Annotated in this window: 29 protein-coding genes; 18 read left to right on the forward strand and 11 right to left on the reverse strand. The window is 68.5% G+C overall.

The annotated features are described in order from the left end of the window. Positions 1 to 4: 4 nt before the first annotated feature. Positions 5 to 721, reverse strand: a complete 717-nt coding sequence (locus ASE12_RS00120) for an IclR family transcriptional regulator (protein ID WP_056213070.1) — start codon at positions 719 to 721, stop codon at positions 5 to 7. Positions 722 to 810: 89 nt separating this feature from the next. On the opposite strand from ASE12_RS00120, the gene leuC reads away from it, so the two are divergent. Beyond that, a complete protein-coding gene (gene leuC / locus ASE12_RS00125; protein ID WP_056395345.1) occupies positions 811 to 2,232 on the forward strand; it encodes a 3-isopropylmalate dehydratase large subunit in 1,422 nt (473 codons plus the stop codon). Between the two features lie 2 nt (positions 2,233 to 2,234). Then, the gene (leuD, locus tag ASE12_RS00130; protein WP_056395347.1) at positions 2,235 to 2,834 is read left to right on the forward strand and encodes a 3-isopropylmalate dehydratase small subunit; all 600 of its coding nucleotides are present in this window, start codon (positions 2,235 to 2,237) and stop codon (positions 2,832 to 2,834) included. 6 nt (positions 2,835 to 2,840) lie between these two features. On the opposite strand, the gene ASE12_RS00135 is transcribed toward leuD, so the two are convergent. After that, entirely contained in the window at positions 2,841 to 3,026 is a 186-nt protein-coding gene (locus ASE12_RS00135) for a hypothetical protein (protein WP_056404410.1), read from the reverse strand. A gap of 43 nt (positions 3,027 to 3,069) precedes the next feature. Here ASE12_RS00135 and ASE12_RS00140 point away from each other — a divergent pair, with 43 nt between their 5' ends. Beyond that, positions 3,070 to 3,807 carry a 1-acyl-sn-glycerol-3-phosphate acyltransferase gene (locus ASE12_RS00140; protein ID WP_056395349.1) on the forward strand — a complete coding sequence of 246 codons (738 nt, stop codon included), beginning with the start codon at positions 3,070 to 3,072 and terminating at the stop codon, positions 3,805 to 3,807. After that, complete coding sequence (locus ASE12_RS00145) at positions 3,808 to 4,809, forward strand: NAD(P)H-dependent glycerol-3-phosphate dehydrogenase (protein ID WP_056395358.1); 1,002 nt, start codon at positions 3,808 to 3,810, stop codon at positions 4,807 to 4,809. Positions 4,810 to 4,880: 71 nt separating this feature from the next. On the opposite strand, the gene ASE12_RS00150 is transcribed toward ASE12_RS00145, so the two are convergent. Next, positions 4,881 to 5,948, reverse strand: coding sequence for a PLP-dependent aspartate aminotransferase family protein (locus tag ASE12_RS00150; protein WP_056395361.1), 1,068 nt, complete (start codon positions 5,946 to 5,948; stop codon positions 4,881 to 4,883). Between the two features lie 36 nt (positions 5,949 to 5,984). Between ASE12_RS00150 and ASE12_RS00155 the strand changes: the two genes are divergently transcribed. Beyond that, positions 5,985 to 7,055 carry a D-alanine--D-alanine ligase family protein gene (locus ASE12_RS00155; protein WP_056395363.1) on the forward strand — a complete coding sequence of 357 codons (1,071 nt, stop codon included), beginning with the start codon at positions 5,985 to 5,987 and terminating at the stop codon, positions 7,053 to 7,055. Here ASE12_RS00155 and ASE12_RS19615 read toward each other — a convergent pair. Then, positions 7,052 to 7,504: a DUF3515 domain-containing protein gene (locus tag ASE12_RS19615; RefSeq protein ID WP_082581991.1), complete on the reverse strand. Its 453-nt coding sequence runs from the start codon at positions 7,502 to 7,504 to the stop codon at positions 7,052 to 7,054. The two genes, ASE12_RS00155 and ASE12_RS19615, sit on opposite strands and share 4 nt — an antisense overlap. A 4-nt stretch (positions 7,505 to 7,508) precedes the next feature. Then, entirely contained in the window at positions 7,509 to 7,745 is a 237-nt protein-coding gene (locus ASE12_RS00165) for an Lrp/AsnC ligand binding domain-containing protein (RefSeq protein ID WP_056213083.1), read from the reverse strand. An 87-nt stretch (positions 7,746 to 7,832) separates the two neighbouring features. Here ASE12_RS00165 and ASE12_RS00170 point away from each other — a divergent pair, with 87 nt between their 5' ends. After that, positions 7,833 to 8,789 carry a thiamine-phosphate kinase gene (locus ASE12_RS00170; RefSeq protein ID WP_056395366.1) on the forward strand — a complete coding sequence of 319 codons (957 nt, stop codon included), beginning with the start codon at positions 7,833 to 7,835 and terminating at the stop codon, positions 8,787 to 8,789. A gap of 43 nt (positions 8,790 to 8,832) precedes the next feature. Further along, on the forward strand, positions 8,833 to 9,711 hold the full coding sequence (locus tag ASE12_RS00175) for a class I SAM-dependent methyltransferase (RefSeq protein ID WP_056395369.1): 879 nt from the start codon (positions 8,833 to 8,835) through the stop codon (positions 9,709 to 9,711). Here ASE12_RS00175 and ASE12_RS00180 read toward each other — a convergent pair. From ASE12_RS00180 to rpmB, 3 genes are read right to left on the reverse strand one after another with little or no spacing between them, the layout of a single operon-like run. After that, positions 9,704 to 10,210 (reverse strand): GNAT family N-acetyltransferase, encoded by a 507-nt coding sequence (locus ASE12_RS00180; RefSeq protein ID WP_082581992.1) that lies wholly within the window; start codon positions 10,208 to 10,210, stop codon positions 9,704 to 9,706. The genes ASE12_RS00175 and ASE12_RS00180 overlap by 8 nt on opposite strands. Continuing rightward, positions 10,207 to 11,622 (reverse strand): amidase, encoded by a 1,416-nt coding sequence (locus tag ASE12_RS00185; RefSeq protein ID WP_056395372.1) that lies wholly within the window; start codon positions 11,620 to 11,622, stop codon positions 10,207 to 10,209. Before ASE12_RS00185 ends, ASE12_RS00180 begins: the two co-directional genes overlap by 4 nt. 41 nt (positions 11,623 to 11,663) lie before the next feature. Next, positions 11,664 to 11,849 (reverse strand): 50S ribosomal protein L28, encoded by a 186-nt coding sequence (rpmB, locus tag ASE12_RS00190; RefSeq protein WP_056213090.1) that lies wholly within the window; start codon positions 11,847 to 11,849, stop codon positions 11,664 to 11,666. A 160-nt stretch (positions 11,850 to 12,009) separates the two neighbouring features. Between rpmB and ASE12_RS00195 the strand changes: the two genes are divergently transcribed. Further along, on the forward strand, positions 12,010 to 13,599 hold the full coding sequence (locus tag ASE12_RS00195; RefSeq protein ID WP_056395375.1) for a DAK2 domain-containing protein: 1,590 nt from the start codon (positions 12,010 to 12,012) through the stop codon (positions 13,597 to 13,599). Between the two features lie 67 nt (positions 13,600 to 13,666). Here the strand turns inward: ASE12_RS00195 and ASE12_RS00200 are convergent, their stop codons facing one another. Then, positions 13,667 to 14,221 (reverse strand): UvrB/UvrC motif-containing protein, encoded by a 555-nt coding sequence (locus ASE12_RS00200; RefSeq protein ID WP_056395378.1) that lies wholly within the window; start codon positions 14,219 to 14,221, stop codon positions 13,667 to 13,669. A gap of 71 nt (positions 14,222 to 14,292) precedes the next feature. Between ASE12_RS00200 and ASE12_RS00205 the strand changes: the two genes are divergently transcribed. From ASE12_RS00205 to coaD, 4 genes are all read left to right on the forward strand, one after another. Further along, on the forward strand, positions 14,293 to 14,814 hold the full coding sequence (locus ASE12_RS00205; protein ID WP_056395384.1) for a hypothetical protein: 522 nt from the start codon (positions 14,293 to 14,295) through the stop codon (positions 14,812 to 14,814). Positions 14,815 to 15,089: 275 nt separating this feature from the next. Beyond that, positions 15,090 to 17,231, forward strand: a complete 2,142-nt coding sequence (gene recG, locus ASE12_RS00210; RefSeq protein ID WP_056395386.1) for an ATP-dependent DNA helicase RecG — start codon at positions 15,090 to 15,092, stop codon at positions 17,229 to 17,231. Next, positions 17,228 to 17,773, forward strand: a complete 546-nt coding sequence (rsmD, locus tag ASE12_RS00215) for a 16S rRNA (guanine(966)-N(2))-methyltransferase RsmD (protein WP_056395388.1) — start codon at positions 17,228 to 17,230, stop codon at positions 17,771 to 17,773. The genes recG and rsmD overlap by 4 nt, the downstream gene beginning before the upstream one ends. 1 nt (position 17,774) lies before the next feature. Next, positions 17,775 to 18,248, forward strand: a complete 474-nt coding sequence (gene coaD / locus ASE12_RS00220; RefSeq protein WP_056395390.1) for a pantetheine-phosphate adenylyltransferase — start codon at positions 17,775 to 17,777, stop codon at positions 18,246 to 18,248. 160 nt (positions 18,249 to 18,408) lie between these two features. Here the strand turns inward: coaD and dinB are convergent, their stop codons facing one another. Beyond that, on the reverse strand, positions 18,409 to 19,593 hold the full coding sequence (gene dinB / locus ASE12_RS00225; protein WP_056395392.1) for a DNA polymerase IV: 1,185 nt from the start codon (positions 19,591 to 19,593) through the stop codon (positions 18,409 to 18,411). Between the two features lie 213 nt (positions 19,594 to 19,806). Here dinB and ASE12_RS00230 point away from each other — a divergent pair, with 213 nt between their 5' ends. The 6 genes from ASE12_RS00230 to ASE12_RS00255 are packed head-to-tail and all read left to right on the forward strand — an operon-like array spanning position 19,807 to position 23,845. Further along, positions 19,807 to 20,355 (forward strand): DUF177 domain-containing protein, encoded by a 549-nt coding sequence (locus tag ASE12_RS00230; protein ID WP_056404415.1) that lies wholly within the window; start codon positions 19,807 to 19,809, stop codon positions 20,353 to 20,355. A gap of 3 nt (positions 20,356 to 20,358) precedes the next feature. Continuing rightward, positions 20,359 to 20,544 (forward strand): 50S ribosomal protein L32, encoded by a 186-nt coding sequence (rpmF, locus tag ASE12_RS00235; RefSeq protein WP_056213101.1) that lies wholly within the window; start codon positions 20,359 to 20,361, stop codon positions 20,542 to 20,544. Between the two features lie 44 nt (positions 20,545 to 20,588). Then, on the forward strand, positions 20,589 to 21,263 hold the full coding sequence (gene rnc / locus ASE12_RS00240; RefSeq protein WP_235508807.1) for a ribonuclease III: 675 nt from the start codon (positions 20,589 to 20,591) through the stop codon (positions 21,261 to 21,263). Positions 21,264 to 21,273: 10 nt separating this feature from the next. Beyond that, positions 21,274 to 22,125 (forward strand): bifunctional DNA-formamidopyrimidine glycosylase/DNA-(apurinic or apyrimidinic site) lyase, encoded by an 852-nt coding sequence (mutM, locus tag ASE12_RS00245; protein ID WP_056395395.1) that lies wholly within the window; start codon positions 21,274 to 21,276, stop codon positions 22,123 to 22,125. A 14-nt stretch (positions 22,126 to 22,139) separates the two neighbouring features. Continuing rightward, positions 22,140 to 22,616, forward strand: coding sequence for a GNAT family N-acetyltransferase (locus tag ASE12_RS00250; RefSeq protein ID WP_056395398.1), 477 nt, complete (start codon positions 22,140 to 22,142; stop codon positions 22,614 to 22,616). Then, a complete protein-coding gene (locus ASE12_RS00255; RefSeq protein WP_056395401.1) occupies positions 22,613 to 23,845 on the forward strand; it encodes a deoxyguanosinetriphosphate triphosphohydrolase in 1,233 nt (410 codons plus the stop codon). Before ASE12_RS00250 ends, ASE12_RS00255 begins: the two co-directional genes overlap by 4 nt. Before the next feature lie 9 nt (positions 23,846 to 23,854). Here ASE12_RS00255 and ASE12_RS00260 read toward each other — a convergent pair whose 3' ends face one another. Then, positions 23,855 to 25,357, reverse strand: coding sequence for a hypothetical protein (locus tag ASE12_RS00260; RefSeq protein WP_056395404.1), 1,503 nt, complete (start codon positions 25,355 to 25,357; stop codon positions 23,855 to 23,857). Positions 25,358 to 25,411 lie beyond the last annotated feature (54 nt).

The raw sequence follows: 25,411 nt of genomic DNA on the forward strand, positions 1-25,411 counted from the left end.
GCGTCTAGTTGGACCGGCGGAGGCTCTGCGAGAGGCGTTCAGCGGCAGCGACGACGGCTGGCGCGTGCATCCGGCCGGGCTGCCGGGTCAGTCGCTCGAGCGGGCCCGACACCGACACCGCGGCGACGACCTTGCCCGAGGGGGAGCGGACCGGCGCGGAGACCGAGCCGACGCCCGTCTCGCGCTCTCCGACGCTCTGGGCCCAGCCACGACGGCGTACGGCCGACAGCTCGGCGGCCGAGAACGTGGCCTTGAGCAGTCCCTTGTTCATCCGCTCCGGGTCCTCCCACGACAGCAGGACCTGGGCGGCGGAGCCGGCACTCATCGTCAGCTGGCCGCCGACGGGGATCGAGTCACGCAGACCGGTCGGGCGATCGGCTGCGGCGACACATACGCGGAAGTCGCCCTGGCGACGGAACAGCTGTGCGGACTCGCCGGTGATGTCACGCAGACGGGCCAGCACCGGTCCGGCGGCCGCCAGCAGGCGGTCCTCTCCGGCAGCGGCAGCGAGCTCGCCGAGACGCGGGCCGAGGATGAAGCGTCCTTGCATGTCCCGAGCGACGAGCCGATGATGTTCGAGTGCCACGGCGAGGCGGTGCGCAGTGGGTCGCGCGAGGCCGGTGCTCGCCACGAGACCGGCCAGTGTCGCGGGTCCGGGCTCGAGCGCGGCGAGCACGAGAGCGGCTTTGTCGAGAACGCCGACTCCGCTAGAGTTGTCCATGTCTTGATACTGCCGTATCGCATTGTGAGACGCAAGTGCATACTGGTGGTGGTGCCGAGGGGCATCGGAACGCAGCTGAGGAGAGCGCCATGGGCAAGACCCTTGCCGAGAAGATCTGGGACGAGCACGTCGTACGCAGCCACGAGGGCGAGCCCGACCTGCTCTACATCGACCTGCACCTGATTCACGAGGTGACGAGTCCTCAGGCCTTCGACGGGCTCCGCATCGCCGGGCGCACCGTGCGCCGCCCCGACCTCACCCTCGCGACCGAGGACCACAACATCCCGACGACCGACCTCGACAAGCCGATCGCCGACCTCGTGTCGCGCACGCAGGTCGAGACGCTCCGCCGCAACTGCGAGGAGTTCGGCGTACGCCTGCACCCCATGGGCGACATCGACCAGGGCATCGTGCACGTCGTCGGCCCGCAGCTCGGCCTGACCCAGCCCGGCATGACGATCGTGTGCGGCGACTCGCACACCTCGACGCACGGCGCCTTCGGCTCGATCGCGTTCGGCATCGGTACGTCCGAGGTCGAGCACGTGCTGGCGACGCAGTCGTTGTCGCAGGCCAAGCCCAAGATGATGGCCGTCGAGGTCGTCGGCGAGCTGCCCGTCGGCTCGACCGCCAAGGACCTGATCCTCGCGCTCATCACGCAGGAGACGACCGGCGGCGGACAGGGCTACATCGTGGAGTACCGCGGTGAGGCGATCCGCAAGCTGTCGATGGAAGCCCGCATGACGATCTGCAACATGTCGATCGAGTGGGGCGCCAAGGCCGGACTCATCGCTCCGGACCAGACGACCTACGACTACCTCGAGGGACGCCCGAACGCGCCGACGGGTGCCGACTGGGACGCCGCGGTGGCCTACTGGGACAGTCTCGTCACCGACGACGACGCCGAGTTCGACAAGGTCATCACGATCGACGCCTCGACCATCACGCCGTTCGTCACGTGGGGCACCAACCCCGGCCAGGGCGTGCCGCTGTCCGGCAACGTGCCCGACCCGGCATCGTTCGAGGACGACAACGAGCGCATCGCCGCCGAGAACGCCCTGCGCTACATGGGCCTCGAGGCCGGCACGCCGATGAAGGACATCAAGGTCGACACGGTGTTCATCGGGTCCTGCACCAACGGCCGCATCGAGGACCTGCGCGTCGCCGCCAACCTCATCGAGGGGCACAAGGTCGCTCCGGACACCCGGATCCTCGTCGTCCCCGGCTCGGTGCGCGTACGCCTGGAGGCCGAGCAGGAGGGCCTCGACGTGATCTTCAAGGACGCCGGCGCCGAGTGGCGCGGTGCGGGCTGCTCGATGTGCCTGGGCATGAACCCCGACCAGCTCACGCCGGGGGAGCGCAGCGCGTCGACGTCCAACCGCAACTTCGAAGGCCGTCAGGGCAAGGGTGGACGTACGCACCTGGTGTCGCCCGACGTGGCCGTCGCCACCGGAATCCTCGGACACCTCGCCGGCCCCGCCGACCTGGCCGAGCTCGAGAAGGCAGGAGCCTAGTCATGGAGAAGTTCTCGACTCATACAGGTGTGGGCGCCCCGCTGCGGCGCAGCAACGTCGACACCGACCAGATCATCCCCGCCGTCTGGCTCAAGAAGGTCACGCGCGACGGGTTCGAAGAGGGCCTGTTCTCGGCCTGGCGCAGCGATCCGTCGTTCGTGCTCAACCAGGACGCCTACAAGAACGCGACGGTCCTCGTCGCCGGCCCCGACTTCGGCACCGGCTCGTCGCGCGAGCACGCCGTGTGGGCGCTGCAGAACTACGGGTTCAAGGTCGTCATCTCGCCGCGATTCGGCGACATCTTCCGCGGCAACTCCGGCAAGGCCGGTCTGCTGGCGGCACAGGTCGACGACAAGGTCGTGCAGCGGCTCTGGGACTACCTCGACACCAACCCCGGCGCGACGATCACGGTCGATCTGGAGTCGCGCACGGTCAAGGCCGGCGACGGCGTCGACGCGATCGAGGACTCGTTCACGATCGACGACTACACCCGCTGGCGCCTGCTCGAGGGCCTCGACGACGTCGGCATCACGCTGAGCCACGAGGACGCCATCGTCACCTACGAGAAGTCGCGCCCGAGCTTCAAGCCCGCCACGCTCTAATCGCTGTCACTGCCAGATCTTGATCGAGGTGACCGCGTCGCCGTCGGTCTCGACGAACACACGCTGGCCGATGCGCAGATGACGGATGTGCTCGGCGAGCGACTCGGCGGGGAACTCCAGCGGCATGCCCTCGTCGGTCAGGAGGCTCCCGGCCCGCGTGGACTGGTCGAAGGTCGCAACGGTGCCCTGCATGGCAGTCACCCTAGTCGGCTCCGGAAGGTTTAGGCTCGCCCTCATGGTGAAGCGCCCTGTTCCATTCACGACCAAGGTGATCAAGTTCTTCCTCCGGCCGATCCTGATGGTCACGACCAAGCGGGACTGGCAGGGCATGGAGAACCTGCCCGACGGCGGATTCGTCCTGGCGCCCAACCACGTGTCGCACGCCGACCCGTTCCTGATCGGGCACTTCATGCTCGACAACAACATCGCGCCCCGGTTCCTCGCCAAGGACACCCTCGTCGGCGCCAAGTGGTACGGCTGGATCCTGCGCAACGCCCAGCAGATCCCGGTCTATCGCAGCACCGAGGGCGCCGCCGAGTCGCTCCGCGCGGCCTCTGCCGCCGTCGAGGCCGGTCACGTCGTCACGATCTACCCCGAGGGCACCATCACCCGCGACCCGGCCGCGTGGCCCATGAGCGGCCGCACGGGCGCCGTACGCGTCGCGCTGAGCACCGGCAAGCCGCTCGTTCCGCTGATGCAGTGGGGCCCCCAGGAGATCCTGTGGCCGTACGCCAAGAAGGTGCGGCTGTTCCCGCGCAAGACGATCCACATCCGCGTCGGCAAGCCGGTGGACCTGTCCGACTTCGAGGGCAAGGAGCTCACCGAGGAGGTCCTCCACGCGGCAACCGACCGCCTGATGGACACGTTGACTGCCATGATGGCCGAGGTGCGGGGCGAGCTGCCCTCGACACCTCGCATCGATGTGCATACCCTCAGCAAGCCGAAGAGCAACTACAAGCGATTGGATTCGTGAATGGCGCAGACTGCCGTGATGGGCGCAGGTTCGTGGGGCACGGCCTTCGCCATGGTGCTGGCCGATGCCGGCAACGACGTACGCCTGTGGGGACGGCGGACCGAGCTGTGCGAGACGATCAACACCAAGCACGAGAACTCCGACTATCTCCCGGGCATCGAGCTGCCCAAGGAGATCACCGCGACGCACGACCCGGCCGAGGCGATGGCCGGCGCCGAGATCGTCGTGCTGGCGGTTCCGTCGCAGCAGCTGCGCGACAATCTCGTGTCGTGGAGCGAGCATGTGCCCGCCGATGCCGTCATGGTGAGCCTCATGAAGGGTGTCGAGCTCGGCACCCACAAGCGCATGAGCGAGGTCATCGCCGAGATCACCGGCGCCGGCCCTGAGCGCATCGCCGTGGTCTCGGGTCCCAACCTGGCCCGCGAGATCGCCAACCGTGAGCCGGCCGCGAGCGTCGTCGCGTGCGAGGACCAAGGGGTCGCCGAGCGGCTGCAGAAGCTGTGTCACACGGCGTCGTTCCGGCCCTACTCGATGACCGACGTGGTCGGTTGCGAGCTTGCCGGCACCGCCAAGAACATCATCGGCCTGGCTGTCGGCGTGTGCGTGGGCCTCGGCTACGGCGACAACACCAAGGCCTCGGTCATCACCCGGGGGCTCGCCGAGACGGCACGCCTCGGCGCGGCCATCGGCGCCGACCCGGTCACGTTCATGGGCCTCGCCGGCATGGGTGACCTCGTGGCGACCTGCTCGTCGCCGCTGTCGCGCAACCGCACGTTCGGCGAGAAGCTCGGGCAGGGCATGAGCGTCGAGGAGGTCATGGGCCAGACCAGCCAGGTGGCCGAGGGCGTCAAGTCATGCGTCTCGGTCAGCGAGCTGGCCAAGCTGCACGACGTCGAGATGCCGATCGTGGAGCATGTCGCGGCCCTGATCGCCGGCGAGATGAGCCCGGACGAGCTCGTCTCGCGGCTGATCTCGCGACAGGCCAAGCCCGAGACGGTCTAGCTGCCGTCTGGTCCTTGAGCCTGTCGAAAGTACGCCAGTGCGTCCTTTCGACAAGCTCAAGGAACGGTTGGTCAGCTGAACGCGGCGAGCACGTTCTGGATGTCGATCCAGAGGTCCTCGACGTCCTCGATGCCGACCGAGAGCCGGATCAGGCCCTCGGGCACCGACTCCGGCTCGCCGGGGTGGCGACGGCGACGTTCCCACGTCGACTCGACGCCGCCGAGGCTCGTGGCGTACGTGATGATGTCGCTCTGCTCGGTCATCTTCTGCGCCACCTGGGCGCCGCCGGTGACCTCGAACGCGATGATCGTGCCGAACCCCGGGTAGCGGGAGTACGCGATGCGGTTGGACGCGGAGAGCCGCTTGTGGAGCTCCTGGGCGTTGGCCTCAGCACGGTCGAGCCGCACGTGGAGCGTACGCATGCCGCGGGCGGCGAGCCACGTCTCCATCGCGCCGGGGATCGCGCCGAGCACCGAGCGGCGCTTCTCGATCGCGGCGTAGGCCCGGTCGCTGTTGGTCACCACGGCACCGAGGATGACGTCGCTGTGACCTGACAGCAGCTTGGACGCCGAGTGCACCGCGAAGTCGGCGCCGAGCTCGAGCGGCTTCTGGCGCAGGGGAGTGGCGAACGTGTTGTCGACCGCGACGGCGGCACCGGCGTGCGACGCGGCCTGGGAGATCGCGGCGATGTCGGCGATCTCGAGCGAGGGGTTGGTCGGCGACTCGATCCACACCAGAGCCGCGTTCTCGGCGGCGTTGATCACGTGCTGGGTGTTGTCGATGTCGACGAGCTTGAGGTCGATCTGGCCGCGACGTGCGCGTTCGTGCAGCTGGGTGAGGGTTCCGTAGTAGGCGTGCCGGGGCGCCACGACCGTGGCCTTGGCCGGCACGAGGTCGAACAGCGCGCTGGTGGCCGCGGTGCCGGAGGCGAAGGACAGGGCACGCCCGCCCTCGAGCGCGCCCAGGACGGTCTCGAACGAGTCCCACGTCGGATTGCCCTGCCGGCCGTACTCGGAGGCACCGCCGGGAACCAGCGCGCTCGCGAGCGTGATGGGCGCGTTGAGCGGTCCCCCCGGGACGCGGTTCGGCCGCCCTGCGCCAACAGCGATGGTCGAGGGCGAAAGTTCGTGTCCGGGCATGAGGACATCATGCCCTGACCGGTATCGTGCTCCGCAATGAGCCTCTCGGTGGACACCTCAGTCGGCAAACCAAGACTTGCTGTCATTTTTGGCGGCCGTTCCAGTGAGCATGGGGTTTCCTGCCTCACGGCGCGCGAGGTCATCGCGGCGATCGACCACGATCGCTACGACGTCCAGCCCGTCGGCATCACGCGAGACGGTGCGTGGGTCCAGGAGACGGCCGTGTGGCCGGAGCTCGCCGCCGGTCAACTGCCCGAGGTACGTGGTGACAGTCCCTCGTTCGCCTGGGAGGAGCTGCGCGGATTCGACGCGGTCTTCCCGCTGCTTCACGGCCCGTGGGGCGAGGACGGCACGATCCAGGGTCTGCTCGAGATGGCCGACGTCCGCTACGTCGGCGCCGGCGTGCTCTCCAGCGCCGTGAGCATGGACAAGCCGTTCACCAAGACCGTGTTCTCCGCCGCGGGCCTGCCGCAGATCCCGTACGTGACGGTGCTGCCGTGGCAGTGGAAGGGCGAGCGCGAACGCGTCGAGGCGCGCATCCGTGCGCTGGGCCTGCCGGTCTTCGTCAAGCCCGCCCGTGCCGGATCGAGCTCGGGCGTGACGATGGTCGACACGTGGGAGGAGCTGGACAGCGCCGTCAACAAGGCGCGTGACTTCGACCCCAAGGTCATCGTCGAGGCCGGAGCCAAGGGCAAGCGCGAGCTCGAGTGCGCCGTCATCCAGGAGCCCGACGGCAAGCCCGTCGCGAGCCTCGTCGGCGAGATCACGGTCGAGGCGGACTCAGCACACGAGTTCTACGACTTCGAGGCCAAGTACCTCGACGGCACGAGTCGCAACGTGGTGCCGGCGGACATCTCGGTGACGCTCAGCGAGCGCATCCGGACGTACGCCGTGCAGGCCTTCGAGGCGGTCGGCTGCGAGGGACTGGCCCGCGTCGACTTCTTCCTGACCGACGACGGCCTGGTGATCAACGAGATCAACACGATGCCGGGGTTCACGCCCTACTCGATGTTCCCCGTGCTGTGGCAGGCGAGCGGGATGTCCTATCCCGAGCTCGTCGACCGCCTGATCCAGCTCGCCCTCGGTCGCGAGACCGGACTGCGTTAGACGCAGGGCTTCTTGACCGGGTCGTGCCGCGCGATGGAGTCGGCCAGGTCGGCGAGGGCGTCGGCCTCGGGCGCGTAGTCGTCCGGCACCTCGACGCTGACGTAGTAGTCGCGGCCGATCGTGGTGAACAGGTAGCCGTCGGACGTCGACTCGCTGAACCAGCCGACGTCGTCGACCATGTCGCACCGCGACGCCGGACCGAGGTCCTCGGGCTTCTCGACGCCGCACCGCAGGATGATCGCCGGATCGCCCCAGGCAGACGCGTTCTCGCCCTTGACCATGCGATTCTTCTGACCCGCGACCTTCAACGGCCGGTCGGCGAACAGGCCCTTGCAGTTGACCTCCGTGCCGCGCACGGTCGGGTACTCGTCGACCGACAGCTCCGACCCGCAGCCCGCCGTGACGAGGGCGAGGCAGAGAGCGGCGGCGAGGAGAAGGCGCCGGCGCATGTCCCTAGATGCGGACGATGGGGCAGGTGAGCGTACGGGTGATGCCGGGGACGTTCTGGATCGTCGTGACGACCAACGCACCGAGCTCGTCGACGCTGGGGCCCTCGGCCCGCACGATGACGTCGTAGGGTCCGGTGACGTCCTCGGCGAGCGTGACACCGTCGATGGCAGCGATCGCGGTCGCGACCTCGGCGGCCTTGCCGACCTCGGTCTGGACGAGGATGTAAGCCTGCACAGCCATCGTGGAACTCCTTCAGTAGACCGGACTGTGCCACGCTACCCGATGCGCCTCCTCACGTGCGCCGCTGCCTGCGACACAATGGCGGCTATGGCGACCAGTGCTCCGGACGAACCCACGATCGGCGACATCGGCGAGTTCGGCCTGATCGACCAGCTGCGCGCCGAGATCGGCGACAATCGCCACGTCCTGCTCGGTCCCGGCGACGACGCCGCCCACGTGTCGACCAAGGACGGCAGCTTCCTGGTGTCCACGGATCTGCTCATCGAGGGCCGGCACTTCCGCCGCGACTGGTCCTCGGCGCACGACATCGGCCGCAAGGCCGCGGCCTGCAACCTCTCGGACATCAACGCGATGGGCGGGGTCGCGACGGCGCTCACGGTGGGGTTCGGCGCGCCCGCAGAGCTGCCGGTGTCGTGGGCGCTGGAGATGATCCGCGGCTTCGAGGTCGAGTGTGCGCACGTCGGCGCCCATGTCGTCGGTGGCGACGTCACGGCGTCCGACAAGATCGTCATCGCCGTCACCGCGATGGGTGATGTCGTGCGTCCGGTGCTCCGGTCCGGAGCGCTCCCCGGCGACGTCGTGGCGTACGCCGGACAGCTGGGCCTCGCTGGTGCCGGGTTCGCCGCGCTCAGTCGCGGTTTCCGGTCGCCCAAGGCTGCGGTCGAGGCGCATCGCGTTCCCCACCCGCCCTACGCCGCTGGCCCACAGGCCGCCGGTGCCGGCGCGACCGCCATGACCGACATCAGCGACGGGTTGCTCGCCGACCTGGGGCACATCGCCGACGCGAGCGGCGTGGCGATCGACCTCGTCTCGTCGACGTTCGAGATCCCCGAGCCGGTGGCGACGGTCAGCGAGGCGCTCGGCGTCGACGCCCTTACGTTCATGCTGACCGGCGGCGACGACTACGCGCTGGTCGCCACGTTCAGCTCACAGGCCTCGCTGCCCGAGGGCTGGACCGCGATCGGCGCGGTCTCCGACGGAGCCGGGATCCTGGTCGACGGCAAGGCGTACGAGGGTCCGGCAGGTCACCAGCACTTCAGGTGATTTGTCATGGTCGGCTCTCAGGTGCGCGACCTAGCGTGGTGACATGAAGTCAGCAACGACGGCGAGTCGGACGGCGGTGCTGGTCTGCCAGGGGCGGGCCGTCGCCGACATGTGGGACGACGTCGGGCCGTTCTCCGACCCGACAGCGGCGCGGCTGCTGCTCGACGACGAGCGGGTCGCCGTCGACCTGGCCAGTGACGACGCGCCGCCTCCGGGGTGGGGCCTGCGCATGGAGTGGGAGATGCTGCGCGCGACTGCTGAGGTGATCGTGCCGAGGACCGTGGCGATCGACGATGCCGTGCGCGAGCGGGTCAGCGACCAGGTCGTGATCCTCGGTGCCGGCCTGGACGGACGCGCGTGGCGCATGACCGAGCTGGCCGGATCGGACGTCTTCGAGGTCGACCATCCCGCGTCGCAGCAGGCGAAGCGGTCCAGGGCAGAGGGGATGACGCCTGCCGCTCGGGACGTGCGGTTCGTGCCCGTCGACTTCGGCCGCGACCGGCTTGACGAGGCGCTGGTCGCGCAGGGACATCGCACCGACGGGCCGACGACCTGGGTCTGGGAGGGCGTCGTGCCCTATCTCGACCGTACGGACGTGGAGGCCACGATGCGCGTCATCGATGACCTGTCCGCCCCCGGAAGCCGACTGATCGTGAACTACCAGGCTCCCTCGACGTCCGCGGCGCTCGGCCGCCTGGTGATGGGCGCGATGACGACCCTGAGTCGCCGGCCCAACCCGCTGGCGGGTGAGCCGACGAGGTCGACCTGGACCGCTGAGGCGATGCGAGAGCTGCTCGAGACACACGGGTTCACGGTTGCTCGCGACGACGACCTGTTGGCGCTCGCCGTGGAATCGGGTCGGCCGGTCAGGCAGCGACGATCGCTGGCCAACGGCCGGGTCGTGGTGGCCGACCTCAGCTGAGCCAGTACCGGCGCTTGGGGATGTGGGCCACGCCGGGCACGATCCCCTCGAGGACGCCCCCGTTGGCTTCGATGACCCTGGCTGACGCGAGGTTGTCGTCGTCACAGGTGACCAACGCGGGGCTGATGCCCCGGTCCCTCAACAGCTCGACGGACTGTCGCAGGATCTCCTTGGCATACCCGCGACCACGGAACTGCGGGCGTACGGCATAGCCGATGTGGCCGCCGAGGGTCCGCAGGAAGTCGTTGAGCTCGAACCGCAGTGACGACCGGCCGACGACGACCCCGTCGACATCGGCGACGAGATCGGCGTTCGCGACGAAGTCGCCGGGCAGGTCACGGCCTTCCTCCCACCCGCGGACGAGCGCGACGTAGTCCGCCCAGGGCAGGTCGGGGCGATAGCGGTAGGACCAGTGACCACCTTCGGCCGCCATCTCGGTGACGGCCGCGATCGTGTCGGCCTCGTCGCCCAGGGCGAGGCGACGCAGGACCAGGCTCAATGGATCTTCGCGAACGGCTGCGCGGCCTCGAGCTCGTACGCCAGCTCCAGCAGGGTCTGCTCGTCACCGTGGTCGGCCGAGAAGTGCACGCCGATCGGCATGTCGGCCGACGAGCGGCCGAGGGGCAGGGAGATGGCAGGACCGCCCGAGGCGTTGTTGAGCGGGGTGAACGCCGCGTACTGCACCAGGCGCTCGAACATGACGGCGAAGTCGACGGCAGGGGAGAGGTAGCCGAGCTCCGGCGTCGCGTAGGCCAACGTCGGCGACAGGACCACGTCGACGTCGGCGAACGCGGCGCGATAGCGCTGCTCCGACCGCTTCAGGCCGCGGATCGCCGTCGGTGTGCGCCACGCCTGGCGGACGAACCGTCGCGCCAGACCGCGGGTGAACGGGTCAGTCAGCGTCTTGTCGAAGTCGGGGCTCATGACCCGGCGGCCGAAGTGCTGGGTCGAGAACGCCAGCAGGCCCCAGTAGTGCTTGAAGTCCTCCATGAACGCCTTGCCGACCGGGAGCGGCACCTCGACAACGTGGTGTCCCAGTGAACCGAGCAGGTCGGCCGTCGCCAGCACAGCCTTGCGGGTGTCCTCGTCGGTCGGCTTGCCGGTGATCGAGTCGATGATCAGCCCGACCTTGAGGCGGCGGTCGGACGGGCCCTCGACGAGCCCGAGGGGCCTGAGGCCGGTCGCGGGGCGATAGGCCTGCGTCGCCGCCATGAAGTGGGCGGTGTCGCGCACCGTGCGCGTGACGACGCCGTTGGAGATGATGTCGACCGGCAGCTTGGCGGCCTCCGCGGCGGGCACCACGCGCCCACGGGTCGGCTTGAGCCCGACGAGGCCACATGCGGCCGCGGGGATGCGGATCGAGCCGCCACCGTCGTTGGCGTGCGCGATGGGCACGACGCCGGACGCGACCAGGGCCGCGGCGCCTCCGGAGGACGCGCCAGCGGAGTAGCCGGTGTTCCACGGGTTGCGCGTCGGCGGCAGCGTGGCGTACTCGGTCGTGGCGTTGAAGCCGAACTCCGGCATCGTGGACTTGCCCAGCACGGTGAACCCGGCGGACAGGAACTGCTCGGTGAATGGCGCGTGTGCCGCGGCCGGGCGCGCCTTGACCGCGAGGGAGCCCTGGTCCGACGGCAGGCCGGCGAAGTCGGTGTTGTCCTTGACGAACGTGGGAACGCCCGCGAACACGCCCTCGGCGGGGTGCTCGGCGGCGGCCAGGCCGCGCTCGAAGTCGGCGTGCTGGATCGCGTTGAGCTCGGGATTAACCCGCTCGGCGCGGGCTATGGCGGCCTCGGCTGCCTCGCGGGCGCTGATCTGCCCTGCGGCAACAGCAGCGGCGACCCCGACAGTGTCGAGGTCGCCGAGTGCGTCGTCACCGAAGGCGTGGACGCGAATGCTTTTCTCGTTGGTCACGAGATGACTCTAGAGTCACTTCGCAGCCGTGAGCCAGCGGTCTAGCGAGAGACCTTGCCGGCCTTGATGCACGAGGTGCACACGTTGAGGTGCTTGGGGGTGCCCTCCACCACGGCGCGGACGCGCTGGATGTTGGGGTTGAAACGACGCTTGGTGCGTCGGTGCGAGAAGGAGACGTTGTGGCCGAAGCCAGGTCCCTTGGCGCACACGTCACAGACCGCAGCCACGGCGAACTCCTGAATGTTGAGACAACTTGGATGAATGGGGCTGCCACCGCGACCAGACGGTGCGACGACAACCGCTCAAGAATAGCCGAAGACCCGACGCCGACGCGAATCAGCCCGGCTGCTCCCCTCGAACCACGACGCCGACCGATAGCCTCGCCCCATGGGCCTCACCCTCAACCCCACGGCGTTCCGTGCGTGGACGCAGCTGTGCGCGGGGGCCCTGTCGTCGGCTCGGGCTGAGATCGACGCGCTCAACGTGTTCCCCGTGCCCGACAGCGACACCGGGACCAATGCCTACCTGACGTTCGCCTCGGGGGCCGACGCCGTCGCCGGCATGCCCGCCGACGTGTCGTTCGCCGAGCTCGTCAAGGCGTACGTCGACGGGCTCCTGACGGGTGCCAAGGGCAACACCGGCGTGATCCTCTCCCAGCTCGTACGCGCGTGCTTCCGCGACCTCGACCTCGCCGGTGGCGACGTCAGCGCCGACGACGTCGCCAAGGCATTCGTCGCTGCCTCCGACGCCGCCTGGGCAGCGGTCGGTGCGCCCGTCGAGGGCACGATCCTGTCGGTCGCCAAGGCCGCCGCCGAAGGCGCGACCGAGTCGGCCGCAGCGGGGATCGACGGCCGCACGGTCTTCGGCGAGGCCGCCCGTGCCGCGCGCGAGGCGCTCGCCCGTACGCCCGAGCAGATGCCGCTGCTGGCGCGCGCCGGTGTCGTCGACGCCGGCGGACGCGCGCTTGTCGTCGTGCTCGACGCCACCGAGCAGGCCCTGACCGGCCGCATCCCCACGCCCGCCGCGAGCACGATCCCGGTGCCGGCCGTGGGCGCCGGTGACGACCTGAGCGCCGACGGTCCGTCGTACGAGGTCATGTATCTCCTCGAGGCCGACGACGACCGCATCGCCGACTTGCGCGCATCGCTGCTGCCCCTCGGCGACTCGCTCGTCGTCGTGGGCGGTGACCGGCTCTGGAACGTCCACGTGCACGTCGACGACGTCGGTGCCGCGATCGAGGCCGGCATCGCGGTGGGCCGGCCCTATCGCATCGCCGTCACCCACTTCGCCGACCAGATGGCGCAGTCGCCGCGCAGCGGCCGTGTCGTGATCGCCGCGACGACCGGCGAGGGCCTCACGGCGCTCTGTGCCGAGGCCGGTGCGATGACGCTGGAGTTCACCCGCGAGCGTCCCCTGACGATCGCCGAGATGAGCGCGTCGCTGCGGGACGCCGGTGCGGACGAGGTCATCGTGCTGCCCAACAACCAGCGGTACGTCCGACAGTTCGAGGCGGCCGCACAGGCCGCCCGGCAGGACGGCATCCGCGTCGCGGTGATCCCGACGCACGCCCAGGTGCAGGGGCTCGCCGCCCTCGCGGTGCACGATCCCGGACTCGGCTTCGACGAGGTCGTCGTGGCGATGTCGAGCGCGGCAGCCCACACGCAGCACGGGGCCGTCACGATCGCCACCGAGCCGGGCATGACGATGGTCGGCCCGTGCGACGTCGGCGACGTGCTGGGCGTCGTGGCGGGCGACTTCGCGGTCGTCGGCCAGGACATCCTCGCGGTGGCCTACGAGGTTATCGATCGCATCCTGTCACCTGCCGGTGAGATGCTGACCGTCGTGATGGGCGACGGTGCCGAGGGGCTGATCGAGGAGTCGATCTCGCAATACCTCCGCACGCTGCGCCCCGACGTCGACCTCGTGGTCTACGACGGCGGCCAGGAGAACTACCCGCTGTTCATCGCGGTGGAGTAAATGCGGGCCTCTGACCTGCGGAAACGCCTAGGTGTTTGTACCTGAGAACAGAATCTCGCAGGTCTAATTACGTCGCTTTGATGGTTGCGGCCGTCACTTCCACCGTGTGTTTCGCGAGTTTGATGAGTGCGTCCTTGTCGTACTTGAAGTCCTCATCCAGCCGCTTCAAGAGCGTCTTCTCGGCATCCCTCTTCTTTGATGCGCCCTCAAAGTCCTGCTCCGAAATTAGTTCTTCCTTCTCGCGTCGAAGCCGGACAAGCGACTCTTGTTCCCAAGGGCTCACCTCCTTAATGAAGCCTTCGTAAAGAGTCGTCAATTCGGCTACGGCCTTCTTGCAATCGTCTGACCCATAGGCCAAAACCACAGGTCGAACATCGGCTAGATGCTTGTAGTCCTCCCACACATCCAAGGCGAGCCGTGACGGAGTATGCGCTTGGCGTTCGATGCTGTCAGCAACCGAGATGAGATCCAGATAGGCGTCAATCTTCCGATCGAAAGTCCGCGCCTCAAATCCCTGCTTTGCATCGTGCCGTCTCTGCCCCACAGCTTGGATGAGGTTCACGAGAAGAGACGCGATAGCGACAGCAGACGAAGCAACGATGGAGATCTGTGCGGTGGTCATCAAATCAGTCTGGCGCAGCGTGCCGACGAGAAACGCAGAACTGCGACTTCACGGACAGTAGGGTTCCGAGCATGGAAAAGGTTGTCGTCGCAATTCTCACCTTCATTGCAGCGACGCTCCCGGTTGTCGTGGCCTTGCTCTCGCGCAACCGCGATCTTGCCTATATGAGAGAGCAAGCGGCCACGTTCAAAGAACTTCCCAAAGGCAAGGCGAAGGAAATTCTCCGCTCGGAAATCATCCGCAGCGCTGAGTGGTACGAAGTCGACAGAAACCACGAGTGGCGGCGCGACACCCTCCGCAAAACCGGACTTTTCTACCTCGCTGCTTGGTCACTGATCGCGCTTGCGGGCGCTGTGGACTACTACAAGTTGGACGGTGCCAACCCGCTGAGTCACGGAACCTACCTCCAAGTCAGAAGCATTCTGCTGATGTGTGCTCTGATTTCCTTCGTTTTGGCGCTAGCCCTGTTGGCGATGTTCTACGTGGATTTTGTGAAGGACATGAACGGGCGACGGTTGGAGCGTAAGGCGCGCAAAGCCGAGAAGGCCGCTAAGTCACCGGAGTTGGACGATCCGCAAGAAACCCAGGGCTGAGCAGGTGGACCTGTGTCTTGGGACCGACACCGCGAGCAAACGCCCGCAAGCACGACTGATCGTTAGCGAGCGTGGCAAGCGAGACATTAGGTCGCCCCATCTCTTGGTACTTCTCAACCGCGTCGGCCACGGTCGGGGTCACTCGTCTTGGCATGATGCCTCCTAGGTGTTGCATGGAGCACCTGGACGCCGCCGCTGATTTTCATTGCACCAGTTAAGGAAACCGTTGAAATGACACCAATTAATCACTTCTTCGCGACCTTCGCGGTGGAGTGATGGTCGAGCTCTCGACCAAGCTGGTCAACGTGATCGGCGACAAGACCACCAAGCCGCTCACCAAGGCGTTCGACATGGTCGTCGTCGAGGACCTGCTGCGGCACTATCCGCGTCGCTACGCCGAGCTCGGCAAGCTCACGGACCTGTCCAAGCTCGAGGTCGGCCAGCACGTCACGATCATGGCGCGGGTCGCGTCGGCCAAGAACTACTCGTTCGGTCCGGGCGGCCGGCGCACGCGCACCGAGGTCGTCGTCTCGGACGGCACGGGGCACCTGACGCTGACGTTCTTCCAGCAGGCGTGGCGGCTCAAGACCATGGAGACGGAGTCGCTGGGCCTCGCGGCCGGTGTGGTCACGCTGTTCAACGGCAAGCTGCAGCTGACGCACCCGGACTGGGAGCCCCTCCAGGAGTCCGCCGACCTCATGGACAGCTCGCGGCTGGGTCGCGGTGTCATCCCGATCTACCGGGCCACTGCCGCCATGCCCTCGTGGAAGATCGAGCACTGCGTCGCGATGTGCCTCGACGCTCTCGGTCCGCTCGACGACCCGCTGCCCGACGAGGTGCGCACGGCGCACGGGTTCTTCGACCTCAAGGGGTCGTTCGAGGCGATCCACCGGCCGCGCAACGCCAAGGACTGGCAGGGCGCTCGCGACCGGTTCCGGTTCGAGGAGGCGTTCGTCGTCCAGACGATCTTCGCCCAGCGCCGCAACGCGCTCGAGCACGAGCGAGCGGCCTCGCGACCGGTGGCGCCGGGGGGCCTGCGCGAGCGATTCGAGCAGCAGCTGCCGTTCGAGCTCACCGCCGGCCAGAAGTCCGTCATCGAGGAGATCTCGGCGGACCTCGGGCGTACGCACCCCATGCACCGGCTCCTGCAGGGTGAAGTGGGCTCCGGCAAGACCATCGTCGCGCTGCTCGCGATGCTGCAGGTCGTCGACGCGGGCGCGCAGACCGCCCTCCTGGCGCCGACCGAGGTGCTCGCCGCGCAGCACTATCGCGCCATCACCGCGATGCTCGGTGACCTCGCCAAGGGCGGCATGTTCGGCGGCGCCGACGGAGCCACCCGCGTCCGCCTGCTGACCGGCTCGCAGGGCGCCAAGGCCCGCAAGGAGTCGTTGCTCGACGCGGCGTCAGGGGAGGCCGGCATCGTGATCGGCACGCACGCCCTGATCCAGGACCACGTGCAGTTCGCCGAGCTCGGCCTGCTGGTGGTCGACGAGCAGCACCGGTTCGGCGTCGAGCAGCGGGCCGCGCTGGTCGACCGTGCCGAGGTCACGCCCCACGTGCTCGTCATGACCGCGACGCCGATCCCGCGCACGCTCGCGATGTCGGTGTTCGGCGACCTCGAGGTGTCCACGCTCCGCGAGCTGCCGGCCGGTCGTCAGCCGATCCAGACGACGGTGGTGCCCTACAACGAACGCCCGCAGTGGCTCGAACGCGGCTGGCAGCGCGTACGCGAGGAGGTCGGCCGCGGCCGTCAGGCGTACGTCGTGGTGTCCCGCATCGGCGAGGGCGACGACGGCGGCGAGAAGGACACCACGTCGCTCCTGGAGCTGCGCGAGGAGCTCGAGGGTGGCGCCCTGCACGGCCTGCGACTCGGCAGCCTGCACGGCCGGATGGCGCCCGACGAGAAGGACGCGACGATGAACGCGTTCGCGCGCGGCGAGATCGAGGTGCTCGTGGCGACGACCGTCGTCGAGGTCGGCGTCGACGTGCCCAACGCCACCGTCATGGTCGTCATGGACGCCGACCGCTTCGGCATGTCGCAGCTGCACCAGCTACGGGGCCGCGTCGGCCGAGGATCCGAGGCGGGGCTGTGCCTGCTGGTCACCGCCTCAGAGGTCGACTCACCGGCTCGCGAGCGGCTCGACGCGGTGGCGTCCACCTCCGACGGGTTCGAGCTGTCCCGCCTCGACGTCGAGCTGCGGCGCGAGGGCGACGTCCTGGGCGCGCGACAGTCTGGCATCCGGTCGAGCCTGCGGCTGTTGTCGGTGGTCAAGGACGGCGAAGTCATCGAGGAGGCCAGGCGGGTCGCCGACGCGATCGTCGAGGGCGACCCGACGCTCGCCTCGCACCCGGGTCTGGCCGCCGCGGTGCACGAGCTCGAGCGGTCCGAGCAGGCCGACTACCTGGAGCGCACGTGACACGCATCATCGCGGGCACCTACGGCGGGCGGCGGATCCAGACGCCTAAGGGCGACGGCACGAGGCCGACGTCCGACCGGGTCCGTGAGGCGATGTTCTCGTCGATCGAGTCCGAGCTCGGCGGCTTCGCCGGTCTGCACGTCCTCGACCTGTTCGCCGGCTCGGGAGCGCTGGGTCTCGAAGCGCTGTCCCGCGGGGCCACGTCGGCGCTGTTCGTGGAGTCCGATTCCCGCGCAGCCGCCGTGATCAAGGCCAACGCCAAGGACCTCGGTGCCACTGGCGCGGTCGTCGTCCGCGGCACGGCCGGCGGGTTCCTCGAGCGGGAGCCGGACCGTCCGTTCGACCTCGTCTTCCTCGACCCGCCGTACGCCTTGCCGACCGAGCAGCTGGCCGGCTTGGTCCGGCGAGCGTACGAGCTGTCAGCCGACAACGCACTGTTCGTCGTCGAGCGCGCGACCCGCGACCCATTCACCTGGCCGGAGGGTGTCGAAGGTCTCCGCGACAAGAAGTACGGCGAGACGACCGTTTGGTACGGTCGCTGACATGACGAAGGTCGTGTGCCCAGGCTCGTTCGACCCCGTGACCAACGGTCATCTCGACATCATCGGGCGCGCCTCACGACTGTTCGACGAGGTCGTCGTCGCGGTGCTCGTCAACGAGAGCAAGCGGGGCCTGTTCACGATCGACGAGAGGCTCGCGCTGCTCGACCGGGCCACCTCGCAGCTCCCCAACGTGACGACGGCGTCCTTCAATGGCCTGCTGGTCGACTTCTGCACCGACAACGGGGTCTCCGCCATCGTCAAAGGCCTGCGCGCCGTCACCGACTTCGACTACGAGCTGCAGATGGCGCAGATGAACGGCAGCCTGACAGAGGTCGACACGCTCTTCATCCCGACGACTCCGGAGTACTCCTTCCTGGCGTCGAGCCTCGTCAAGGAGGTCGCCAAGCACGGTGGCGACGTCTCCCGCCTCGTGCCCGACTTCGTGCTGACCGAGCTGAAGGCCAAGTACGCCTGAGGTCGAGCGAGCTCTGCGAGGGAGCGCCGAAGGCGGGTTGAGCGATCACGCCGAAGGCGTCAGGTGACGAAACCTGGCGAGAATACTCAATGAGGCGACCGATGTGTGGTTTCGAGGCTACGGCCGCGGGCGGCCTCCGCACCTCAACCACCGAAAGGCCTCAGTCCGGGAGCTGGGGGACGGCGAGGTGCTCCCGCTTGCCGAGCTGGACGGCGCGACGCAGCGACTTCGAGCCGTACTTGTCGCGCACCGCGTCGATCGCCTCGTCGAGCTGCGCACCGCTCGTGACGTCGAGCGGCAGCGCCAGCTGAGCCGGGTTGTCGTCGAGCGAACCCACGGAGACCCCGATCAAGGTGAGCCCGCGCTCCTTGATCGCTCCCTCGCGTGACCTGAGCAGCAACCGGGCGACCTCGAGCACCGTCGTGTTGTGTGCGGTGGGCCGGGCCAGCGTGTGGGAGCTCGTCGACCCGGTGAAGTCGCCGAACCGCAGCCGGATCGTCACGGTGCTGCCCGTACGCCCGGCAGCGCGCATGCGTCCGGTCACGCGGTCGACGAGGGTCAGCAGCGCGAGGTCGATCTCGTCGGGGGAGTGCGGGCCACGGCCGATGGCGTGCTGGGCGCCCATCGAGCCGCGCCGCTTGCCGACGACGACCGGTCGTGGATCACGGTTGTGCGCCAGGGCGTAGAGGTGGTGACCCGATCCGGGACCCAGCAGCTGCACGAGCTCGACCTCGTAGAGGTTGGCGACGTCGCCGACCGTGACGATGCGGGCGTCGCGGAGCTTCTGGGAGGTGACCTTGCCGACGCCCCAGAGCCGCTCCACCGGCAGCGCGTGGAGGAACTCGAGCTCCTTCTCGACGGGGACGACGAGCATGCCCTCGGGCTTGGAGACCGCGCTCGCGACCTTGGCGAGGTACTTGGTCCGGGCGACGCCGACCGAGATCGGCAGCCCGACCTTGGTGCGCACGTCGTGGCGCAGCTGTTCGGCGATCGACGACGGCAGGCCGCGGATGCGTCGCAGCCCGCCGACCTCGAGGAACGCCTCGTCGATCGACAGGCCCTCGACGACGGGAGTCGTGTCGCGGAACACGTCGAACACGTCGCGACTCGCCTGCGTGTAGGCCTTCATGCGCGGAGGCACGACGATCGCCTCGGGGCACAGCCGTAGGGCCTGCCGCCCACCCATGGCCGTACGGACGCCGCGAGCCTTGGCCTCGTAGCTCGCCGCCAGCACGACACCGCCGCCGACGATGACCGGGCGGCCGCGTAACGAGGGATCGTCGCGCTGCTCGACCGACGCGTAGAACGCGTCGAGGTCGGCGTGCAGGACGGTACCCTCGGTCATACCCGCATCGTGTCATCCGTCAGGGACAAACGGACTGCGGTCCCTAGCGGCGGAGCCGCGGGAGGGAGCGCAGCGACCGAAGGGCGATTGGCCTCGGCTGGGCCCGGCGGGTTACGATTCTCTTCGGCCTGTTCGCAGGTTGAAGTTTTGTCGTGCACTTGGACAGATGGGCAAGCCGTGCTTTCGGGACCATTGGTTTTCGACACCCACGAGATGGGTCGCAAACCGGGCGCCGAACGTACGTTCACCCTGACGGTCCCGGCGCCGGCAGACATGGGTTACGACGTCTACAGCGTTCCCGAGGATTCCCCGATGGAGATCGAGCTCCGGCTCGAGGCCATCATGGAAGGTGTTCTGGCAACAGGCACCATCTCGGCGCGGGCCGTGGGCGAGTGTGTGCGGTGCCTGGACCCGATCGACGAAGCTGTCGTGGTGGGATTCCAGGAGTTGTACCTCTACGAGGCGCCTTCCGATCCGGAAGAGGCCGAAGAAGAGGAGTTTGTCCTCGAGGACGACCTGCTCGACCTCGAGACCGTCCTGCGGGACGCGGTGGTGCTCGCACTGCCGCACAACCCGTTGTGTGGTCCGGAGTGTCCGGGATTGTGCCCCGAATGTGGAGCACGGCTCGCGGACGATCCAGATCACACACACGGTGAGGCGATCGACCCGAGGTGGGCATCGTTGAGCCAGCTGGCGGAGCAACCGGTCCCGCCAGCCGACCAGACAGGGTCGGACATCACGTCCGACGACAGCAAGGAGTAGATCGTGGCAGTCCCGAAGAGGAAGACATCGCGCAGCAACACGCGCCATCGTCGTGCACAGTGGAAGACCACCAAGACCGCGATCGTCGACTGCGCGAACCCTGCGTGCGACTCGAAGGTGCAGCCGCACCACGCGTGCACCAAGTGCGGACAGTACGGAGCTCGCGGCGAGCGTCGCCAGGTCCTCTGATCTCTGCAGCATTCAGTGCTGATGGGCTCCGGCAGGTTCTCGGTGTGGAGGACCTGGATGCGGAGCTCCTTCAGCATGCCCTGACGCATCGCTCGTACGCGTACGAGAACGGTGGCGTCCCCAACAACGAGCGCCTCGAGTTCCTCGGCGACTCGGTGCTGGGGCTCGTCGTCACCGACACGCTCTTCACCGAGCACCCCGAGCTTCCCGAGGGCCAGCTCGCCAAGCTCCGCGCTGCCGTCGTCAGCGCCAAGGCGCTCGCCGAGGTGGCTCGCACCCTCGGCATCGGCGACCACGTACGCCTCGGACGTGGCGAGGAAGCCACCGGCGGCCGCGACAAGGCCTCGATCCTGTCGGACACCGTCGAGGCGCTCCTGGGCGCGATCTACGTGCAGTTCGGCATCGAACGCTCCGCCGAGGTCATCCACCGCATCTTCGACCCGGTGATCGCCGTGGCCGCCGAGCTCGGCGCCGGGCTCGACTGGAAGACGTCGCTCCAGGAGATCGCCGCCAACAACGACCTCGGTGTGCCGCACTACGTGCTCGAGGGCACCGGCCCGGATCACGACAAGTCGTTCACCGCCGAGGTGCATGTCGGCGACCGGGTCTTCGGTGGCGGCAGCGGCCGCTCCAAGAAGGAAGCCGAGCAGATGGTCGCCGAGATCGCCTGGCGAGCGATCAGTGCCGGGCTCGAGAGTTCTGTCGCCGATCACGCCTAGGCTGTGATCCGTGCCAGAGCTGCCTGAGGTCGAGGTCGTACGCCTCGGCATCGCCGAGCACGTCGTCGGCCGCACGATCACCCACGTCGTCGTGCACGACGCCCGCTCGGTGCGCCGGCACCTCCCCGGGCCGACCGACTTCACCGACCGTCTCCAGGGTCGTACGGTCGTCGGCGCCGCACGGCGCGGCAAGTACCTCTGGATGCAGCTCGACCAGGGCGACGCCGTCCTGTGCCACCTCGGCATGAGTGGCCAGTTCCTCATCTCCGAGGCCAATGCTCCGCCGCCCCGCCATCTGCGCATCGCCCTGACCCTCGACGACGGGCGTGAGCTGCGGTTCGCCGACCAGCGCATCTTCGGCGGCATGTCGTTCAGCGAGGACGGTGCCGAGCTGCCGCCCGAGATCGCGCACATCGCCCGCGACCCGCTCGACCCCCTCTTCGACGCCGGTGAGTTCGCCACCCGCCTGCGCAAGCGCGAGACCGGCGTCAAGCGCGCGATCCTCGACCAGACCTTGATCTCCGGCGTCGGCAACATCTACGCCGACGAGTCCTTGTGGCGCACCCCGTTGCACTACGCCCGCAACACCCGGCACCTGCGCTCCCGCGAGGTCGAGGGCCTGCTGGTGCACATCGGCGAGGTCATGCTCGAGGCGCTGGCGCAGGGCGGCACGTCGTTCGACACCCTCTACGTCAACGTCAACGGCAACAGCGGCTACTTCGAGCGCTCCCTGCAGGCCTACGGGCAGGAGGGCGAGCCGTGCCAGCGCTGCGGCACGCCGATCCGCCGCGACGCCTTCATGAATCGCTCGTCCTACTGGTGCCCGACGTGCCAGCCGAGGCCGCGCAACGGCAAGTTCTGACTACGCTGGGCCGCGTGAGCCTCACCTTGCAGCCGATGTCTGACGAGTACTTCGCGGCGTGGAACGAGCGCCTGATCGTGGAGTACGCGCGCGAGAAGGTCGAAGCCGGTCTCTGGCCCGAGGAGCACGCGCTCGAGCTGTCCAAGGCCGAGCAGGCCGAGAGCCTCCCAGAGGGCAGGGCGACCTCGGGCCACGACCTGTTCGTCGGCGTCGTCGACGGAGAGGTCGCGGGCAACCTCTGGCTCTACACAGACCCCAAGCAGCCCGTTCAGAGCACCTACATCTATGACATCGAGATCCTCGAGCCGCATCGCGGGCGCGGTCTCGGGCGCGCATTGCTCGAGGCAGCGGAGTCGTGGTGCGCCGAGCACGGCAGCGTCTCCGTACGCCTCAACGTGTTCGCCCCCAACACGACCGCCAGGGCACTCTACGAGTCAGCGGGCTACGCGCCGACCAGCACACACATGATGAAGCGGATCTCGCCGGCGTGACCGACGCACCCTACGGCGACGAGGCCCGCGCGCGTTTCGTCGACGAGCCGCCCAAGCGTTCAGGCCGTACGCCGTTCGAGCGTGACCGGGCCCGCGTGGTGCACTCGGCCGCGTTGCGCAGGCTGTCGGCCAAGACGCAGGTCATGGGCGCCGGTTTCGACGACTTCGTACGCAACCGGCTGACCCACACGCTCGAGGTCGCCCAGGTGGCGCGCGAGCTCGGCAAGGCGCTCGGCTGCGATCCCGACATCGTCGACTCGGCGGCGTTGGCGCACGACCTCGGTCACCCGCCCTTCGGTCACAACGGTGAGGCGGCCCTCGACGAGGCGGCACAGTCGTGCGGAGGGTTCGAGGGCAACGCCCAGACGCTGCGCATCCTCAGTCGGCTCGAGTCCAAGGCGTTCGCGGGCGACGGCTCCAGCGTCGGCCTCAACCTGACGCGCGCGACGCTCTCGGCGTGCGTGAAGTATCCGTGGCTTCGTGGCGAGGCACCCGACGCCAGCGGGAAGTTCGGCGCGTACGCCGACGACGTCGCGGTCTTCGAGTGGCTGCGCGAGGGCGCACCCGCGAAGCGCCGACCGATCGAGGCGCAGGTCATGGACCTTGCGGACGACATCGCCTACTCGGTGCACGACGTCGAGGACGGGGTCGTCGGGGGCTGGTTCGTGCTGCGCTCCGGTGAGCTCGACCGCGAGGCGATCCACGGTGTCGCACGGGACTGGTACGACCCGACCGCCTCCGACGACCGGCTCGACGCCGCGCTGGGCCGCCTCCAGGAGATGCCGGAGTGGCCGACCACGCCGTTCGACGGCAGCCGTGCCGCCCGGGCCGTCCTCAAGAGCCTCACGAGCGCGCTGATCGGCCGGTTCGCGCACGAGGCCGAGCTTGCGACCGTCGAGGCGTGGGGCGCCGGTCCGCTCATACGTTTCGCCGCCGACCTCGAGGTGCCTGATGACACGCGTGACGAGATCACGGTGCTGAAGTCGATCGCCGCGCACTACGTCATGCGCTCGGACGACCGAGCCGGGCCCTTGAGTCGCCAGCGCGAGCTGCTGCTGGCGCTCGTCGAGGTGCTCGACAAGTCGGACGGTCAGGAGCTCGAGGCGGAGTTCGCCCTCGACTTCGCCCAGGCCGCTGACGACGCGGCCCGTCGCAGGGTCGTGATCGACCAGGTCGCCAGCCTCACGGACGCCTCCGCGCGTACGTGGGCCCTCCGCCTGCTCAATTGACCGCGTGGCTCAGCGTCCGACGGCCTTGAAGTCGACGTAGTGCAGGTAGTGGTCCGACAACGTGTTGTTGACCAGCTGGGAGTACGCCTCGACCGCCGCGTTGTGCCGGAACAGGTCGACGTCGATCGGCTTGCCGAGCCGTTTCGGTCCCCAGCCCGTCGCCGTGCGGAGGCCGTAGTTGGTGCGCTTGGGGGCGTGCTTGCCCGCCGAGATCCAGTTGAGCTCCTCGGCGGCGTCCTCGGCCGTCGGGAGGTTGCCGTCGCCGGTGACGAACAGGTTCGCCCAAGGGACCTTGTACTTGTTGGCCAGTGCAAGGGCGCTCTGCAGCACCTCGGCCAGCTGTTGTCGCTGCACCGCGTGACCCTGGTTCTCGTTGTGGAACGACACGGCCAGGCACCGCGTGCCCTTGAACGTGTACGCCGTCCACACCCACGGCTTGTCGTCGTCGTGCAGCTCGGTGTGGACCCGCCCCAGCCCCGAGGCGATCTGCGAGCAGCCCTTGCCGAGGTAGATCTCGCGTCCCTTCCCGCCGCCCGCGATCCGGCGATAACCACCGGGCCTCAACGCCCGGTCCATCTCCCTCACGCTGTGGATCTCCAGCTCCTGCAGGCAGACGACAGTGGGTTTGAAGGTCAGGATCTTGGCGCCGATACGGGCGGCCCTCCGCCGAGCCGTCGCCGCACCGCGCCCGACGTGGTCGTACCCGGCGCAGTTCATCGAGAGGCTGCGCTGCGGGACCATGAAGTGATCGCTGGAGGCCACCATCGCCAGCGCCCTGATCGGCGTGGGGCCCGGAGTGCGGGACAGCCGGAGGAGCGTGGTGGGGCCGGGGAACCCGTCGGCGTTGTCGCCGATCCAGCCCTGCGCCTCCTGGAACAGCTTCACGGCGGCCCGGTCCACCTCTGTGAAGTGTGGTCCGGGACCCAACGCGTACGGAGAAGGGATCCCCAACGCCGCGAGATGCAGCTCGAGTCTCTCGCCGAGCCAGGTCACGTGTGGCCCGCGGGCGTCCAGGAAGTACGCCGCCGGGTCCATTCGGTCCGTCGAGATCGAGCCGGGTCGGTCCGTCAGCGTGATCCCGTCGCCTGTCACGACGATGTAGCCGAGCAGCTTCTTGCCCCACGCCTTCTCGACGGAGCGGATCGAGACCTTGCCGCGGCGACCGTCGTGCGGCTGGTCGGTCGAGTACTCCTTGCCGCCGCCGGCACTGATCGCGACGTGGCCGGCGCGGCCGCCGACCGACTTCGCTCCCGGCCGCGGCGCGTGGAAGAGCATTGCCCCTGCGGGGACCTTGGCGGGGTCGGACGTCTTGACGACCTTGCCGTGCTCGACCGCGGCGAGCCAGAAGTTGATCGCCCACGCCCTGCCGTTGCCACCCCACCTGAACGGTCCGGTCAGCCCGAAGATCTCGGCGACCTCGGCCAGGCACATGCCGACCTCGTTGCGGTGGCCGTCGAGATGCTTCGCCCGCGCCAGCGCCTCTGACATCGTCCGTCGTGCATACGTCACCATGAGACCTCCATGAGCCCCCGGTGAAACCCTTGCCATGTCAAGGAGAAGTGCACG

Source organism: Aeromicrobium sp. Root236 (assembly GCF_001428805.1).
In the GTDB taxonomy this organism is placed as follows: Bacteria; Actinomycetota; Actinomycetes; order Propionibacteriales; family Nocardioidaceae; genus Aeromicrobium.

What these genes read in the sequence shown, in the direction of transcription:
- ASE12_RS00120 (WP_056213070.1), bottom strand. Translation starts at nt 721, where the DNA reads ATGGACAACTCTAGCGGAGTCGGCGTTCTCGACAAAGCCGCTCTCGTG.
- leuC (WP_056395345.1), top strand. Translation starts at nt 811, where the DNA reads ATGGGCAAGACCCTTGCCGAGAAGATCTGGGACGAGCACGTCGTACGC.
- leuD (WP_056395347.1), top strand. Translation starts at nt 2,235, where the DNA reads ATGGAGAAGTTCTCGACTCATACAGGTGTGGGCGCCCCGCTGCGGCGC.
- ASE12_RS00135 (WP_056404410.1), bottom strand. Translation starts at nt 3,026, where the DNA reads ATGCAGGGCACCGTTGCGACCTTCGACCAGTCCACGCGGGCCGGGAGC.
- ASE12_RS00140 (WP_056395349.1), top strand. Translation starts at nt 3,070, where the DNA reads ATGGTGAAGCGCCCTGTTCCATTCACGACCAAGGTGATCAAGTTCTTC.
- ASE12_RS00145 (WP_056395358.1), top strand. Translation starts at nt 3,808, where the DNA reads ATGGCGCAGACTGCCGTGATGGGCGCAGGTTCGTGGGGCACGGCCTTC.
- ASE12_RS00150 (WP_056395361.1), bottom strand. Translation starts at nt 5,948, where the DNA reads ATGCCCGGACACGAACTTTCGCCCTCGACCATCGCTGTTGGCGCAGGG.
- ASE12_RS00155 (WP_056395363.1), top strand. Translation starts at nt 5,985, where the DNA reads ATGAGCCTCTCGGTGGACACCTCAGTCGGCAAACCAAGACTTGCTGTC.
- ASE12_RS19615 (WP_082581991.1), bottom strand. Translation starts at nt 7,504, where the DNA reads ATGCGCCGGCGCCTTCTCCTCGCCGCCGCTCTCTGCCTCGCCCTCGTC.
- ASE12_RS00165 (WP_056213083.1), bottom strand. Translation starts at nt 7,745, where the DNA reads ATGGCTGTGCAGGCTTACATCCTCGTCCAGACCGAGGTCGGCAAGGCC.
- ASE12_RS00170 (WP_056395366.1), top strand. Translation starts at nt 7,833, where the DNA reads ATGGCGACCAGTGCTCCGGACGAACCCACGATCGGCGACATCGGCGAG.
- ASE12_RS00175 (WP_056395369.1), top strand. Translation starts at nt 8,833, where the DNA reads ATGAAGTCAGCAACGACGGCGAGTCGGACGGCGGTGCTGGTCTGCCAG.
- ASE12_RS00195 (WP_056395375.1), top strand. Translation starts at nt 12,010, where the DNA reads ATGGGCCTCACCCTCAACCCCACGGCGTTCCGTGCGTGGACGCAGCTG.
- ASE12_RS00200 (WP_056395378.1), bottom strand. Translation starts at nt 14,221, where the DNA reads ATGACCACCGCACAGATCTCCATCGTTGCTTCGTCTGCTGTCGCTATC.
- ASE12_RS00205 (WP_056395384.1), top strand. Translation starts at nt 14,293, where the DNA reads ATGGAAAAGGTTGTCGTCGCAATTCTCACCTTCATTGCAGCGACGCTC.
- recG (WP_056395386.1), top strand. Translation starts at nt 15,090, where the DNA reads ATGGTCGAGCTCTCGACCAAGCTGGTCAACGTGATCGGCGACAAGACC.
- coaD (WP_056395390.1), top strand. Translation starts at nt 17,775, where the DNA reads ATGACGAAGGTCGTGTGCCCAGGCTCGTTCGACCCCGTGACCAACGGT.
- dinB (WP_056395392.1), bottom strand. Translation starts at nt 19,593, where the DNA reads ATGACCGAGGGTACCGTCCTGCACGCCGACCTCGACGCGTTCTACGCG.
- ASE12_RS00230 (WP_056404415.1), top strand. Translation starts at nt 19,807, where the DNA reads ATGGGTCGCAAACCGGGCGCCGAACGTACGTTCACCCTGACGGTCCCG.
- ASE12_RS00260 (WP_056395404.1), bottom strand. Translation starts at nt 25,357, where the DNA reads ATGGTGACGTATGCACGACGGACGATGTCAGAGGCGCTGGCGCGGGCG.